Genomic DNA, 14428 nt, shown 5'->3' with positions numbered 1-14428 from the left:
ACAACGACCATGCCAAGCGAAGCGCCACCGCTGCTCGCGATGCGCGACATCGCCAAGTCCTTCCCCGGCGTACGCGCGCTCAAAGGCGTGCATCTCACCGTGCACGCCGGCGAAGTCGTCGCCCTGCTCGGCGAGAACGGGGCCGGCAAGTCCACGCTCATGAACGTCCTCGCCGGCGTGCACACCGACTACGAAGGGGTCATCGAGCGCGACGGCACCCCAGCCCGTATCCACTCACCCAAGGACGCCCAGCGCCACGGGATCGGGATGATCCACCAGGAGCTCTACCTGGTCCCCGAGCTCTCCGTAGCCGAGAACATCTTCCTGGGGCGCGAGCCCAAAACCCCGCGCGGCACCGTAGACCGCAAGGCCATGGACCGCCGCGCCCGCGAGCTCCTCGCCGGGCTCGGCCTCGACACCCCGCCCCGCCGTCTAGTCAAAGACTGCCGCATCGCCGAGCAGCAGCTCATCGAGGTCGCCAAGGCGCTCAACCTCAACGTGAAGCTGCTTGTCATGGACGAGCCGACCTCCGCCCTCGCCGACGCTGAAGTACGCCGTCTCTTCACCGTCATCCGCGACCTCACCTCCCAGGGCGTCGGCGTCGTCTACATCTCGCACCGGCTCGAAGAGCTGGAGGAGATCGCCGACACCGTCACCGTGCTACGGGACGGGGCGTACGTCGGACACCGGGCCATGGCCGAGACCACCCGCGCCGAACTGATCCAGCTGATGGTCGGCCGCCCGCTGGGCGAGCTCTTCCCGCGGCGGCCGGGCCAGCACAGCGGCGGCGAGGTGCGGCTGGAGGCGAAAGGCCTCACCTACGCCGACCCCGACGGCGGCCCCTCCCTCCGCGGCATCGACCTCACCGTCCGCGCCGGCGAGATCGTCGGCCTCGCCGGGCTGATGGGCGCGGGCCGCAGCGAAGTCCTCCAGGCGCTCTTCGGGCATTACGGGCCGCGGGCGTACGGGGAGATCAGCGTCGACGGCGAGCCGTACCGGCCCCGTACCCCCGGATACGCGATCCGCCGCGGCCTCGCGCTCGTCGCCGAGGACCGGAAGGCGCAGAGTCTCGTCCTCGCCAACACCGTCCGCTTCAACGGCTCCCTCGCCGCGCTCTCCCGCTACCGCAACCCCTGGCGGACCGTGAACAAGCGGCGCGAGCGCATCGCCGTAGCCGAGCAGGTCGAGTCGCTGAAGGTGAAGACACCCAGCCTCGAGGCGAACGTCGGGAACCTCTCCGGCGGCAACCAGCAGAAGGTCGTCCTCGCCAAGTGCCTGCTCACCAAGCCGTCCGTGCTCCTCATGGACGAGCCGACCCGCGGCATCGACGTCGGCGCGAAGGCCGAGATCCACGCGCTCATGGACGAGCTGGCCGCGCAGGGGACCGCCATCGTCGCGGTCTCATCCGAGCTGCCCGAGCTGATCGGGATGTGCGATCGGGTGCTGGTGCTCTGCGAGGGGCGGCTGACCGGTGAGTTCCACCGGGATCCGGCCCGCGGACCGCAGGCCGAGCAGGAAGCCATCCTCACCGCGGCAATGGAACGCGAAACCGTCACCGTCAACGGAACCCATGGGAACGACACATGACCGAGACCCTCCCCGACCTGGCGAAAGACGGCGGCAACGGGGCCGGCACCCTCACCCGCGCCAAAAGGATCCTGCCCTGGCTCGGCTCGCTGCAGAGCTATATCGGCCTCATCCTCATCGTCGCCATCGGCATCGCCACCAAGGGCGACACCTTCCTCGACCAGACCAACCTCACCAACGCCATCGGCGCCTTCGCCTCCCGCGGCATCCTCGCCGTCGGCGTCACGCTGGTGATCCTCACCGCCGGCATTGACCTGTCCGTCGGCTCGCTGATGGGCTTCGCGTCGATGGCGTCGGCGATGATGCTCGCCGACCACGACATGCCGGTGTGGCAGATCGTGCCGCTGTGCATGCTGATCGGCGCGGCATTCGGGCTGGTCAACGGCATCGGCACGTCCGTACTGAAAATTCAGTCATTCGTCATGACGCTGGCGATGCTGTCGATCGCCCGCGGCCTGGACAGACAGATGTCGGACAACCAGTCGGTCGGGACGACGGTCTCAGGCCCCGACGGCAAACTCACCGAGAACGCAGAGCAGTTCCAGTCCCTCGGTACACCAGGGCACAACGTCGGCGTCGGCATCCTCGGCCCCGACGGCATCTACTACCCCGTCCTCGCCTTCGTCGGCGTCTGCATCGTCTTCCACCTGATCCTGTCCCGTACGACCTTCGGGCGGCACATCTACGCGGTCGGCGGCAACCCGACGGCGGCCCGCCTGTCCGGCATCAACGTCACGCTCGTCATCATCGCCGTCTTCACGCTCTCCGGGATGCTGGCGGGCTTTGCGGGGCCCATCGACGCCGCGTACTCCGTCTCCGCCGACCCGCAGGCCGGCAATACGTACGAGCTCGACGCCATCGCCGCGGCCGTCATCGGCGGCGCCTCACTGGCGGGCGGCAAGGGCACCATCATCGGCACCTTCGTCGGCGCCCTGATCCTCACGCTCCTCGACAACGTCCTCGGCCTCAACGCCGTCAGCGACAACTGGCAGTTGGTCATCAAGGGCCTGATCGTGGTCATCGCGGTCGTCCTCCAGCGCCCGGACCTGCTGCGCAGCATCAAGAACCGCCTCACTCCGGCCCGTAAGGAGACACCCGCATGAGTACGTTCCGTACAAAGAGAGTCCTCGCGGCAGGCACGGCCGCGACCGCCGCGCTCGCCCTCGCCGCCGGCTGTGCCTCCAAGACCGAGGACGCCTCCGACGCGGGCGACAAGAACAAGAAGGTCTTCACGGTCGGCTACTCACAGGCCAACAACGCCGAGCCGTACCGCGCCCAGCTCAACAAGCAGCTGGAGTACTTCGCGAAGAAGTACGACAACCTCAAGCTGCTGCCCATCGCCGACGCCAAGCAGGACAACGCCCGGCAGGTCAGCCAGGTGCAGAACTTCATCACGCAGAAGGTCGACGTCCTGATCGTCTCGCCCAACGAGCCCGACCCGCTCACCCCGGCCGTCGAGCAGGCCTGCCAGGCCAAGATCCCGGTCATCATCCTCGACCGCGACGTCAAGACGAAGTGCTACAGCTCCTTCATCGGCGGCGACAACTACGAGATCGGCAAGAAGGCCGGCGAGGCCGCGGTCAAGGCGCTCCCCGACGGCGGCAGCATCGGCGAGATCCGCGGCCTGCTCTCCACCGACCCGCAGAAGCAGCGCCACCAGGGCTTCATGGACGCCCTGAAGGGCCACGACGACATCAAGGTCGTCGAGCAGCGCGAGGGCAAGTGGCTGCAGCCCGAGGGCACGAAGATCATGCAGCAGTGGCTGGCGCGCGGGACGAAGATCGACCTTGTGTACGCGCACAACGACCCGATGGCGATCGGCGCCCAGTCGGCGGCGGCGGGCGCGGGGGCGAAGGGCAAGGACATCAAGTTCATCGGGATCGACGGCCTCGCGATCCCCGACGGCGGCATCCGCGCGGTCCAGCAGGGCAAGCTGATCGGCACCTACCTCTACCCGACCGGCGCAGAGGAGGCCGCGAAGACGGCGTCCGAGCTGGCGGCCGGGAAGAAGGTGCAGAAGAAGCAGACCCTCGACACGGTGGAGATCACCAAGGACAACGCCGAGGACGTCTACAAGCAGTACGACATGAGCCAGAAGGTCGGGTAACGCCGTATGAGTCTTCTCCTGGGCATCGACATCGGGACGTCCTCGTCGAAGGGCGTCCTCACCCGCCCCGACGGCACGCTCGTCACCCAGTCCGTACGCGAACATGCCACCTCCACGCCGCGGCCCGGCTGGGTGGAGCATTCCGCTGAGGACGTCTGGTGGGCGGACTTCCTGGCCCTGGCCCGGGAGTTGACGGCGGCGGCCGCGGCGGCGGGCGAGACCGTCGCCGCGGTCGGCATCAGCGGCATCGGCCCGTGTCTGCTGCCGGTGGACGCGGCGGGGGAGCCGCTGCGGCCGGCGATCCTCTACGGCGTCGATACGAGGGCGGGCGACCAGATCGCCGCCCAGACGGCGCGCTACGGCGAGGACGCGATCATGCGGCGCTGCGGCTCGACGCTGACCAGCCAGGCGATCGGCCCGAAGCTGGAGTGGCTGCGGGAGACGGAGCCGGAGGTGTACGGGCGTACGCGCCGGTGGTACATGGCGAGTTCGTGGCTGGCGTACCGCCTCACGGGCGCTTACGTGCTGGACCACCACTCGGCGTCGCAGTGCACGCCGCTGTACGACCTGCGGCGCAACGCCTGGATCGAGGACTGGCGCGAGGAGATCGCCCCGGGGCTCGAGTGGCCGGAGCTGGTGTGGCCGTCGGACGTCGTCGGCGAGGTGACGTCGGACGCGGCCGAGCTGACCGGCATCCCGGCGGGCACGCCGGTGGTGGCGGGCACGGTCGACGCGTGGGCGGAGGCGACGGCGGTCGGCGCGATGGCGCCGGGCGATCTGATGCTGATGTACGGCACGACGATGTTCCTGGTCAACTTCGTGGGTGCGCCGGTGGCGAGCAAGAAGCTGTGGGGCACGGCGGGCGCCTTCTCGGGCACGTACTGCCTGGCCGGCGGCATGGCGACGTCGGGTGCGGTGACGGGCTGGCTGCGGGACCTGACGGGCTCCGACTACGGCACGCTGGTGGCGGAGGCGGCGCAAGTGCCCCCGGGCGCCGAGGGCTTGCTGATGCTCCCGTACTTCGCGGGCGAACGCTCCCCGATCTTCGACCCGGACGCGCGAGGGCTGGTGCACGGGCTGACGCTGCGGCACGGCCGGGGACACCTGTATCGCGCGGCGCTGGAGGGCACGGCTTTCGGCGTACGGCACAACCTGGCGGCGATGACCTCGGCGGGCGGCGACGTGCGCCGGCTGATCGCGGTCGGCGGCGGCGCGCGCGAGCTGTGGACACAGATCGTCTCGGACGTCACCGGCAAGCCACAGGAGATCCCGCGCCACACGATCGGGGCGGCATACGGCGACACCTTCCTGGCGGCGGTGGGCGCGGGGATCGCTCGTCCGGGCGACATCGGATCGTGGAATCCGGTGGAGTCGGTGGTCGAGCCGGACCCGGCGCGCGGGAAGGTCTACGAGGAGCTGTACGACCTGTACCTGGGCCTCTACCCGGCGACGCGTAAGGCCGCGCACGCGCTGGCGGCACGCCAGCACGCGGACGCCGGCTGACCCGCAGGGACCGCACCCGCGGCGCTACCAGGGGAGGTCGGCGTCGCGGGTGCTCCTGCGTCTCACGGGCGTGCAGGTCTGTGACCCTGTGGTTACTCAGTCCGCATCGACCCCGTCAGGTCACTCCGGTACCGTCGTTCGGGCACGACGGGGGTTGCGTGCGAGCGCGCCTCCGGAACACGACGGAGGGACTTTTCGCACCATGATGGGGCGTATCGCAACGGTGGCCGCGGTGGCTGCTGCCGCTGGTCTGCTGCTGGCCGGCTGTGGTGGTGACGACGGTGGCGATGGCAAGGCGTCCGGCGAGATCAAGGGTGCCGGTAAGTCCTCCACTCCGTCGAAGAGCGAGTCGGTGGCGCCCGGGGCGCCGGAATTCGATCTCCCGTCGGACGTGAAGGTCGAGGTCTCGGCGGACGAGACGGGCGACAAGGCGAAGGACGCGGTCCTCAAGGACCACGAGTATGCGCTGATGGCCTCCCAGGAGTCCTTCGCCAAGGCCGAGCCGACGGCCAACTTCAAGCGGTTCTGGACCGGCCAGGCGGCCGCCCAGTACGAGGCCAGCTTCAAGGCGTACAAAAAGGACGGAGCCACCGTCACCGGCAGCGATCGCTTCTACTTCCGCGAGGTCACGTCCCTGAAGGGCAAGCGGGCCACGGTCGCGTTCTGCGAGGACCAGAGCAAGTTCTTCGACAAGATCGTCAAGAGCGGCAAGGTCGAGCGCAACAAGCCGAGCCTGAAGAGCTTCGTGGACCGGCGAGTGGTGCTCGAGAAGTCGGGTGACGGACACTGGCGGGTCGTCGAGGCCCAGGGATCCCGGGGGAGCAAGGAATGCCAGCAGAAGGCCTGACGCGGGGTACGGCGGCCGTGGCCGCGGCGCTGCTCCTGACCAGTGGGCTCGGCCTGGTGACGGCCGGCCCGGCCGCGGCCGATACGGGCGACAGGGACGGCACCGCGGACTCCACCCCGACCCCGGACAGCGGCGGCGACACGGTCAGCACGCAGATCAAGTACGAGGTCAGCGACACCGGCAGCAGCGGCACACCCATGACCTCCGCCAAGGTCGACTGGTCCCCACCGCCGTGCTGGTTCGAGCCCAAGTACACCAACAAGACCCTCGACGAGCACAACGAGAAGCTGCACGAGGACCCGATGTCCGGGGTCAACGGCGAGGTGCTGGAGCGGCGCAAGCAGGAGACCGCCGCGCACAAGGGCGAGAAGGGCTACTGGTACGAGCGCACGCCCGTGATGTCGCCGCGCTCATGCGAGATCGGCGAGCTGTGGGTCTGGGTGCCGGAGGGCGACCCTGACCCGCCGGCGGACGTCGTCGACCCGGAGATCCTCGCCGGCCTCGCGTACAAGCAGATCAAGCTGCCCAAGCCGCCCGTCGAGCTGAGCCCGAGCGGCGACAAGCAGAAGGTCAACCTCGAGACGCAGGTGAAGTTCGGCAAGAACCTCGACCGGGCCTGGGCGACGGCGACGCTCGACAACGACGACGCCAATGTGCACATCGCCGCCACCACGGTCGCGGAGCCGTACCAGCTGAAGATCGACGCCGGTACGGACAGCGCCGCGCCGCGCACCTGCACGTACAAGCTGGACAAGGGCGACGGCGGGTACAAGGTCAACTCCGCGAACGAGGACTGCAATGTGACCTACCAGCGCTCCTCCCGCGGCGGCACGTACCCGCTGTCCGCGCAGCTCGTCTGGAAGGTCACCTGGAACCAGACGGACGGTCCGGACGGGCCGGCCGAGGCGGCGCCGGAGCTGCCGAACGGCGTCTCCGTCTACGAGCAGGACGTCACGGTGAAGGAAGTCCAGACCGTCACGCGGTGAGGACCTACGCGGCGGCCAGCTGCTCCGGCAGCGCCGCCGCGTGCACCACCGCGAGTCCCGACACCGCTCGCGTCAGGCACACGTACAGCCGCCGCAGGCCCGTCCGCTCGTCCGGCTCGCCGTCCACGATCGCCGACGGGTCGTCCAGGACGACGTAGTCGTACTCCAGGCCCTTCGCCAGCGACGCCGGGACCAGGGTGAGGCGCGAGTCCTGCGTGGTCTCCTCCCCGGGGGAGAGGTACGGGAGGCCCGCCGACTCCAAGGCCTTCGCGATGGCCGGCAGCCGCGCGTCCGCCGCGATCAGGCCGATCGAGCCCTCCTTCTCCAGCGCCGCCCCACCGCGCGGTACTGCATCGGCGACAGGTCCTGCGCCTCGTCGAGGACGACGTGACCGAGGGACGGCGTCCGCTGGACGAGGTCCGTGGCCTCGTCGATCAGGACGGCGTCCGCGGCCGACCACTTCGCCGACTTCACGCTCCGGGCCGGCTTCTGCCAGAGCAGCAGCTTCTGCTCCTCGGGGGTGAGGATCCCGTCCGCCTGCGCGGCCAGAAAGTCCGCGTCCGACAGCAGCCGCAGCACCAGCTTTGCCGGGTCGACGGCCGGCCAGCACGCCTTGACCGCGGCTTTCACGGCGGCGTTACGGGCCACCGAGCGCTCCTTGCTTATCCGCTGTACGAACCCCTCAGGACTCAGCCCCGAAGTCCCCCAGCCCGGCGATGAGCCGCCCACGAGCAGCCTCCAGCTCATCCCCGTAAGAAGCGCTGAAGATCGCCGCCAACTTGGTCTCCAGAGTGCCGCTGATCGTCAGCAGCGGCGACCAGACCGCCCGGTCGTCGACGACGTCGCTGAACTCCTTGCGGTGCATCACCCGATCCAGCCAGTCGGACAGCACAAGCGCCTCGTCATCACTCAGTTCGATCTGCATTTCCGCTCCTCGGAGTGCTCACAGGACGCCGCGTTCCAGGCGTCCAGTCGACTGATCATCTCTGGGCTACCACCCGGCGTAATCACCCAAGGCTCCGCTTATGGATTCCTGTCCAGGATTTTCTCAAGCGCCTGGTCGCCGGTCTCCGCCAGAAGATGCGCCTCGTCCATTCCTTCGTATACGCTGCCGGTCGGCGTCATGCCAAGATAGGAATTACGGTTGTAGATCATCCCCAGTGGGTAAAGTGCGGCTCCCGCTTGCCTGCTCAGCGTATCGAAGATTTCCTGATCCCATTGGGCCAGCGTGGGGTCTATACTGACCTCGGACCGAATTGGCTTGATGCTGTCTGTGAGTACCAGCGTCACGCTTAGCCCGCCGAATTCCTCCAAGAAATGCTGCGCGGCAGGATTGATCTCAAACTCATCGTGTTCCTGCAGTGCGCGTTGCCACTCCGCTGTGGGCACCGATCGTCCCGGGTACCAGCCCATCTCACGTAGCCGTCGCTCGGTCTCTGCCGACCATCTCTGCCCGGGTCCACTCTTTTGCATCATGGAATATCGCCCAGTAGTCCTGTCGGCCATGCACTGCTCGGTTCTAGCCAGTATGTCCAGCGCCGAGCTTCCCGCGAAGGGATTCGCTCACCGGATACGCTGTCTCGACCGGCAACATCTGCATTGCCAGATCCACTTGGCCGTGCGTTTCCGCATCATGGACTCGGTACGCGAGGGAAGTGACATCCTCGATGGATACGATCCACTCGCCAACGTATTTATCCACAGCTTCGCCACTGAGGCCGATTTGAATGGCCCTGTTGGGTTGCGGCTCCAAGTGGATGTCTCGCTCCGGATCCCATTGGATACGTACTGGGCTCTGTTTAAGGAGCGACTGCCATTCGTCCCGGCTCGCGTATACCGAAGAATCGAAGCTGCTCAAGCAAGAGTGCGCAAGGGCCCATTCGAATCCTTGTCGTGTAATGGTGATGGCGAGGATGCGCTCTTGGTTTACCTTCGTTGCCCAACCGGATCGATACATCATCCACAGGAAAGATGGTTTGATCCAGGTCATCCTGCCCATTCGGAACGGCGGTACGAACGTGCCTGCACGGAGCGCGGGGTCCGCGATCTCGGCCGGGTATGCCTGGTAGACGACGACCGAGTCCTGGGTGTACTGGGCCCTGATCTCGCGGCTCAACTGGGTGCCTGTTCCGACGGAATGGTCGACTGGTCCAGCCAGCCATCGGATTTCACCAGGGCATACTCGGAAACCGAACGCGCACCAGCCGTGCACAATAGCCAGCGAATATCCTGACTCCCGATGAATGATTCACCCCAGGTGTCAACCCAGACGCACACCTGGTCAGCGGAAGTCTGCGTCATGTCCCACCACGCCCAGCCTCGCGCGGACTCTTCGGGCTCGAACTGGTAGAGCCAGCCCTGCAAGCTCCAGACGGCGTCGCCGTGATCCCTGAGGTAGACATCGCGACCTTGTGCGGCAAAAGGTGGGACGGCCTCAGAGCCGTCCTGGCTGACCTGCGCGAACCAGGATGGGATCCCAGTCGTCGGTAGTGGGCTCTCATCGAAATCTGTCGTTTCGGCGATCTTGTATGCGGCATCCAGGACACTCCTCGCCCTGGCGCCGTACACGGCAGGGTTGGTGTCGACCTGCACGATGAAGGTGCCCAGTACCGGGGGCACCTGGTCGACAGCCGGACGGGCGTGGAGCCGGCGTCGTTCTGCGATGATGTCCTGAACCTCATGAAACATTTCTTATTCTCCGCTAGCCGCTTTCGACAACTCTACCGGACCCTGGGATGATTGCATCGCGCAGCTCGGGGAGCATGCTCCTCGGGATGCCGTACAGGTCGTCACCCTTTGTGGGGTCCGATATTTCGGGGCTTATTTTCTTCATCTGCCGCCACTCGTCATCGGTGAACCCGAGCCCTGGCGGGTTCTGTTGCGGGACGGCGGTGCGCCTGATCTGATCCACATACGATTTGGGCACGTCGAATGCCACGATCTCCTGATATCCCTCTTCTGCAGAGCGGAAATCGCGGGTGTGGCGGATGTCGCCGCTCATGTTCACATACAGGTGGCCTTTGCCTGTGATGGAAACCTCTCCGTTCGGACCGATCTTTACCCGCTGGCTGAGCGGATGGTCGCTTTGCTTTCTGTACACCGTGACAGTACAGGGCGCCAGGCCGAGCGGATCCGCCCACAGGTGCGGATTGTGCACGTAGGCCATTGGGTTAAGGGCCGGCTCCAGCCCGAGAGGGTCCGGCGACGCATATCGCCCTGTAGCAGGGTCGTAGTGACGGTGCAGGTTGTAGTGGAGGCCGGTTTCCGGGTCGTTGTACTGCCCCGGGAAGCGGAGCGGGGTGTATGCGGTGCTGTGCCGTGACCACGTGGTCGAGCCCCACAGGGTGGCGCGGGTGTGCCAGGCGAGCTCCCCGCTCTCGTCGATCAGCTCGGTAGGAGTACCGGCCAGGTCGGTGGCTATCGCGAAGAACCGGGCATCGATCTCCTCCTGTGTCGCCACGTCAAGGCGACGCTCCGTCTGTGCGATCGGGTGGAGATCGGCGTATTCCCAGGTGGTGATGACCGGGTGGGGGAGGACTCCGGGCGCGGTGGTGGTCTGCTCGATGAGGGTCGAGCCGTCCCAGGTGAAGGTGGTCTGCTCGGCGACCGTGGTGCCGTCCGCCGCCATCCGGAGCTTTGCTGTGCGGCGGCCCATCGGGTCGTAGGTGTAGCGCCAGTGGGTGCCGTCGGGAGTCGTGACCTGGGTGAGCCGGTCTTCCGCATCCCAGGTATAGCGCCAGGTGTCCGGCTTGCTGGAGAGGCGGGTCTTCTGCCGCAAGGCGAGACGACCTGCCGCGTCGTGCTCATAGCGGATGCTGCCGGCGGAGGTGATTCGGGTGCCGTTGTAGGTCCGCTCGCCGCGTGCTTCGGCCTCGGGGTGGGCGTCCGGCCAGGTCGCGGCCGTCTGATTGCCGGCGGAGTCATACGCGTAGGTCTCCGACCAGTCGCGAGCGGTGACAGCGGTGACTCGGCCGGCTGGATCCAGGCGGTAGCGGCGGGGGCCATCGCGGCTGTCCTCCTGAGCCGCGAGGTACCCGTCGTCGCGGTACACGAAGGCGCGGGTGCGCAGAGCGGCATCGCGGTTCGCCAAGGCTGTTTCGGTGAGCCGCCCGGCTTCGTCCCAGGCGTACGCGAGAGTGAGGGCGCCGCTGTCCAGTGTCCGCAGGAGCTCGCGGCCGATGCCGTCGTGGGCGGAAGTGAGGGTGTGCCCGCCGGTGGTGACCGTAGTGCGGTTTCCGGCTGCGTCGTAGGCGTATGCCGTCGTCGTGCCCGTCGGGGTGACGCGCTTGGTGCGTCGGCCCAGGGCGTCGTAGTCGTGCCGGACTGTGCGGCCGTCGGTTGTCTCTTGCACCAAGCGGCCTGCTTGGTCGTAAGCCATTGTCAGCTCGTGGTCGCTGCCGGCGGCACGGCGCAGTCGCCCTGCGGAGTCGTATGCGTAACGGGTGATGAGACCCGCGGACTCCTTCTCAGTTATCCGGCCCAGCGGGTCGTGGGTGAACCGGATGGTGTCGCCGAGGGGCGTGGTGCGCGTGATGGTACGACCGGCGTCGTCCCGACCGTAGGCGATGGTGCGGTCGTCGAAGTCGGTCTCCGCTGCCAATCGGCCGGCCGGGTCATAAACGTAGTCCCAGGTCAGCCCCTGCGGGTTGGTGACCTTGGTGAGACGCAGTTCGCGGTCGTGGCTGAAGGTGTGGCGGGTGCCGTCGGGGTCGGTGCGGGCAGTGAGCAGGTCGAAGTGGAGGTATTCGAAGCTGGTCGTCTGGCCAAGGGCATCGGTATGGGCCGTGCAGTTGCCCTCGCCGTCGTACGTCCATGACTCCACCGCCCCGTCCGGCCGCTGCTGCCTCGCGGGCCGTCCTTCGACCGTCCACTCAAGACTCGTCACCCCTTCGTTGGGGTCGATAACGCTTCTTGGGCGACCGAAGGCGTCGCGGGCATAGCGCGTGGTTGCGCCCAGGGGGTCGGTGACCTGCACCGGAAGGCCGGCTGGACTGCATTCCACGTGAGTGGTGTTACCCAGCGCGTCGGTGACTGCGCTCAGGTGGCCGCCAGATGTGTAGGTGTAGCCGGTGGTGGCGCCGGCGGGGTCGGTAAGGGCGGTCAGGTTGCCGTGGCTGTCGTATTCGCGGCTCCAGACCGCACCGTTCGCATCGACGGTCCGGCGGGGCAGGCCGTGGTCGTCGTAGGCGACCTCGGTGGCGCTGCCGTCTGCGCGGGTGATGCGCGAGATGTTGCCGCCGGTGTCATAGGTGTAGCTGGTCGTGTGGCCGAGGGCGTCGCTGTGGGACAGCAGACGGTTGTCGCTGTCCCATTCATTGGTGACCGACTTGCCGAGTGCGTTGGTGGTGGAAACCAGCTGAAGCAGCTCGTTGTACCGGTACGTGACTGTGCTACCGAGGGAGTTCGTGTAGCGGGTGGTGTTGCTGTCGGTGTCGTATCTGATGGTGCAGCTGAGGATACCGTCGCTGCCTTCACCGGCGATGCAGCGGTCTTCGGCGTCGTAGGTGAAGCGATACCAGGAGCCGTTGCGGTCGGTCCAGGAGGTTATGCGGCTGTCGTCGTCGTAGGTGAGCTGGAGAGGGCGGCCCGAGGAGTTGTAGATCTCGGCGAGACTTTCGCCGTCGTAGGAGTAGCGCAGAAGCTGGGTGCCGTCGGGGCCATCATCAGTGTTGAGCAGGCGTAGTCCGGTGACGCGGTTGTCAGTGGTGTCGACAGCGATCCGGTAGCCGCCGCTGTGCTGTACGGCGGCGGGCATGCCGGCCTCGTCGTACGCGAAGGTGATCTCATTGCCGTTGCGATCGGTAATCGACTGAAGGAGCAGAGTCACCTGTCCCTCCGCATCGAAATGACCGTCTTCTTCGGCTACGGCCGGGGGCGCTGCGAAGCGGCGGGTGAGGCCAGAGCCGGGATCGAGAATGGTGACCGCGTCACCCGGGGTGCCGTCCCATTCCAGCGGCCAGCGTGGGCCGGCCACGGGCATGACCGGACGACCGGGTTCGGGGGTGGGATAAGACAGCAGCATGCCGTCCTCGGTGGCGAAGACGGCGCCCTCGGCATCTAGTTCAACACGCTGATCAAGGGTAGATGCCCAGGACGGGCCGAAGCTGCGACCCCATCGGTAGCTGGAGATGTGGATGCGCTCGATGACCAGCGGCAGCACACCCGGCAATGCGACGTCGGTGCCCTCCATGATCATTTCGCCGGACACCATGTCGATCGGGTCGCCGTTCTTGCATCGGCCCAGCGCCGGCTTGGACTTCTTCAGCAGATTCATGCCCCCGCGCAGGGCGCCGCGGAGCCCGCCGGAACGCAGAGCTGCCGCTGCGCCTTTGAGGCCTTTGGCGGCGCCGGCGAGGGTGGTGAGGCCTTTGAGGCCGGGGATGCAGTCGAGGGCGGCGAAGCCGACGTCCCAGAGGGTGGCCTGTCCGTTGGCGTATTTGGTGAGGGTGTCGGCGAGGACGATGATGGCGGCGACGACGACGATGGCGGCGAGGATGGGGCCGCCGACGATCATGGCGATGATGCCGACGACGGCGACGATGACTTTGCAGACGGTGACGATGGCGTCCCAGTTGTCGGAGACGAAGTCGAGGCCTTCCTCCCACCAGGAGCGGTTTTGGATGCCGGCGTCGGAGGCGTCCTCCAGTTTGTCCTTGCAGATCCTCGCTGCTTCTTCGCGGATCTCTTTGGCCTCTTGGGCCATGGCTTTGGCGGCGTCGAGGGCGTTTTGTGCGGTGTCGACGGCGCCTTGGGCGTTGTTGCGGGCGGTGGTGGCGTCGTGGGCCTTGCGGGTGGCGGCCCGGACCTGGGCCTCGTCGGGTTTGTCGGCGCCCTTGGCGGTGTCGTACTTCTCGGTTTTGGCGGTGGCGGTCTTCACCCAGTCCTGGGCGGTGTCGAGGCGGCCCTGGGCGGCGGTCAGGTCCTGCCTCGCCTCGCGGCCCTTGGCCAGGGCCTTGTTGGACAGGGTCTGGGCGCGTTCGAGTTTCGGCCAGTAGGCGGCGATGGCGTCGCCGGCCAGGTCGTAGGAGGTGCGCAGTTTTTTGAGGTTGCCGGGGACGCCGTCGAACTGTTCCTTGAACTTCTTCGCCGACTTCCCGGACCATTTTTGCACCGCGTCCTCGGACGCCATGTTCTTGATCTGGCGCAGTGCGGTGCCGACGTCCTCTGCGAAGTCGTGCAGTTCCCGGGCGAGTTTCTTCACCCGCTCCGGGTCACCCGGCACCGGGTCCTTGTCGAGATCCAGCACATGCCAGTCCGTCGGCCGATGGCCCGCCACGTCAACCCCCCGAAACGCACTCGACGATCGTCACCCTCAAGCCCAGGAGAAACAGTAGCCGCCGTAGCTCAAGGGAGTGAAGGCAGTCTTGTGGTGACCACCCGGTGGTCACAGGGAGGCAT

General features: G+C 67.1%; 11 protein-coding genes and 1 pseudogene. 6 read left to right on the top strand and 6 right to left on the bottom strand.

Annotation, left to right across the window (positions count from 1 at the left end; all coding sequences use genetic code 11):
- Positions 1-9: 9 nt before the first annotated feature.
- From ACNNMR_RS19815 to ACNNMR_RS19790, 6 genes are all read left to right on the top strand, one after another.
- Positions 10-1587, top strand: a complete 1578-nt coding sequence (locus tag ACNNMR_RS19815) for a sugar ABC transporter ATP-binding protein (RefSeq protein WP_419995976.1) — start codon at positions 10-12, stop codon at positions 1585-1587.
- On the top strand, positions 1584-2690 hold the full coding sequence (locus ACNNMR_RS19810; RefSeq protein ID WP_419995975.1) for an ABC transporter permease: 1107 nt from the start codon (positions 1584-1586) through the stop codon (positions 2688-2690). The genes ACNNMR_RS19815 and ACNNMR_RS19810 overlap by 4 nt, the downstream gene beginning before the upstream one ends.
- Positions 2687-3694: a substrate-binding domain-containing protein gene (locus tag ACNNMR_RS19805; protein WP_419995974.1), complete on the top strand. Its 1008-nt coding sequence runs from the start codon at positions 2687-2689 to the stop codon at positions 3692-3694. Before ACNNMR_RS19810 ends, ACNNMR_RS19805 begins: the two co-directional genes overlap by 4 nt.
- A gap of 6 nt (positions 3695-3700) precedes the next feature.
- Positions 3701-5197 carry an FGGY-family carbohydrate kinase gene (locus ACNNMR_RS19800; RefSeq protein WP_419995973.1) on the top strand — a complete coding sequence of 499 codons (1497 nt, stop codon included), beginning with the start codon at positions 3701-3703 and terminating at the stop codon, positions 5195-5197.
- A 202-nt stretch (positions 5198-5399) separates the two neighbouring features.
- Positions 5400-6044 (top strand): hypothetical protein, encoded by a 645-nt coding sequence (locus ACNNMR_RS19795; RefSeq protein WP_419995972.1) that lies wholly within the window; start codon positions 5400-5402, stop codon positions 6042-6044.
- The gene (locus ACNNMR_RS19790; RefSeq protein ID WP_419995971.1) at positions 6026-7030 is read left to right on the top strand and encodes a hypothetical protein; all 1005 of its coding nucleotides are present in this window, start codon (positions 6026-6028) and stop codon (positions 7028-7030) included. The genes ACNNMR_RS19795 and ACNNMR_RS19790 overlap by 19 nt, the downstream gene beginning before the upstream one ends.
- A 4-nt stretch (positions 7031-7034) precedes the next feature.
- Here the strand turns inward: ACNNMR_RS19790 and ACNNMR_RS19785 are convergent.
- The 6 genes and pseudogenes from ACNNMR_RS19785 to ACNNMR_RS19760 all read right to left on the bottom strand — a co-directional run.
- A pseudogene (locus ACNNMR_RS19785) lies at positions 7035-7729 on the bottom strand (ATP-binding domain-containing protein); the annotation flags it as partial.
- Complete coding sequence (locus tag ACNNMR_RS19780) at positions 7713-7955, bottom strand: hypothetical protein (protein ID WP_419995970.1); 243 nt, start codon at positions 7953-7955, stop codon at positions 7713-7715. The pseudogene ACNNMR_RS19785 and the gene ACNNMR_RS19780, both read right to left, overlap by 17 nt.
- A 98-nt stretch (positions 7956-8053) precedes the next feature.
- Positions 8054-8503 carry an SUKH-3 domain-containing protein gene (locus ACNNMR_RS19775; protein WP_420000413.1) on the bottom strand — a complete coding sequence of 150 codons (450 nt, stop codon included), beginning with the start codon at positions 8501-8503 and terminating at the stop codon, positions 8054-8056.
- Positions 8504-8549: 46 nt separating this feature from the next.
- Positions 8550-9146, bottom strand: coding sequence for a DUF4291 domain-containing protein (locus ACNNMR_RS19770; RefSeq protein ID WP_419995969.1), 597 nt, complete (start codon positions 9144-9146; stop codon positions 8550-8552).
- On the bottom strand, positions 9143-9718 hold the full coding sequence (locus tag ACNNMR_RS19765; protein WP_419995968.1) for a hypothetical protein: 576 nt from the start codon (positions 9716-9718) through the stop codon (positions 9143-9145). The genes ACNNMR_RS19770 and ACNNMR_RS19765 overlap by 4 nt, the downstream gene beginning before the upstream one ends.
- Before the next feature lie 13 nt (positions 9719-9731).
- The gene (locus ACNNMR_RS19760) at positions 9732-14276 is read right to left on the bottom strand and encodes an RHS repeat-associated core domain-containing protein (protein WP_419995967.1); all 4545 of its coding nucleotides are present in this window, start codon (positions 14274-14276) and stop codon (positions 9732-9734) included.
- Positions 14277-14428: the final 152 nt, after the last annotated feature.

The sequence above is a fragment of the Streptomyces boninensis genome (genome assembly GCF_048572725.1).
Taxonomy (GTDB): Bacteria; Actinomycetota; Actinomycetes; order Streptomycetales; family Streptomycetaceae; genus Streptomyces; species Streptomyces boninensis.
This window is presented reverse-complemented; position numbering and strand designations above follow the sequence as displayed.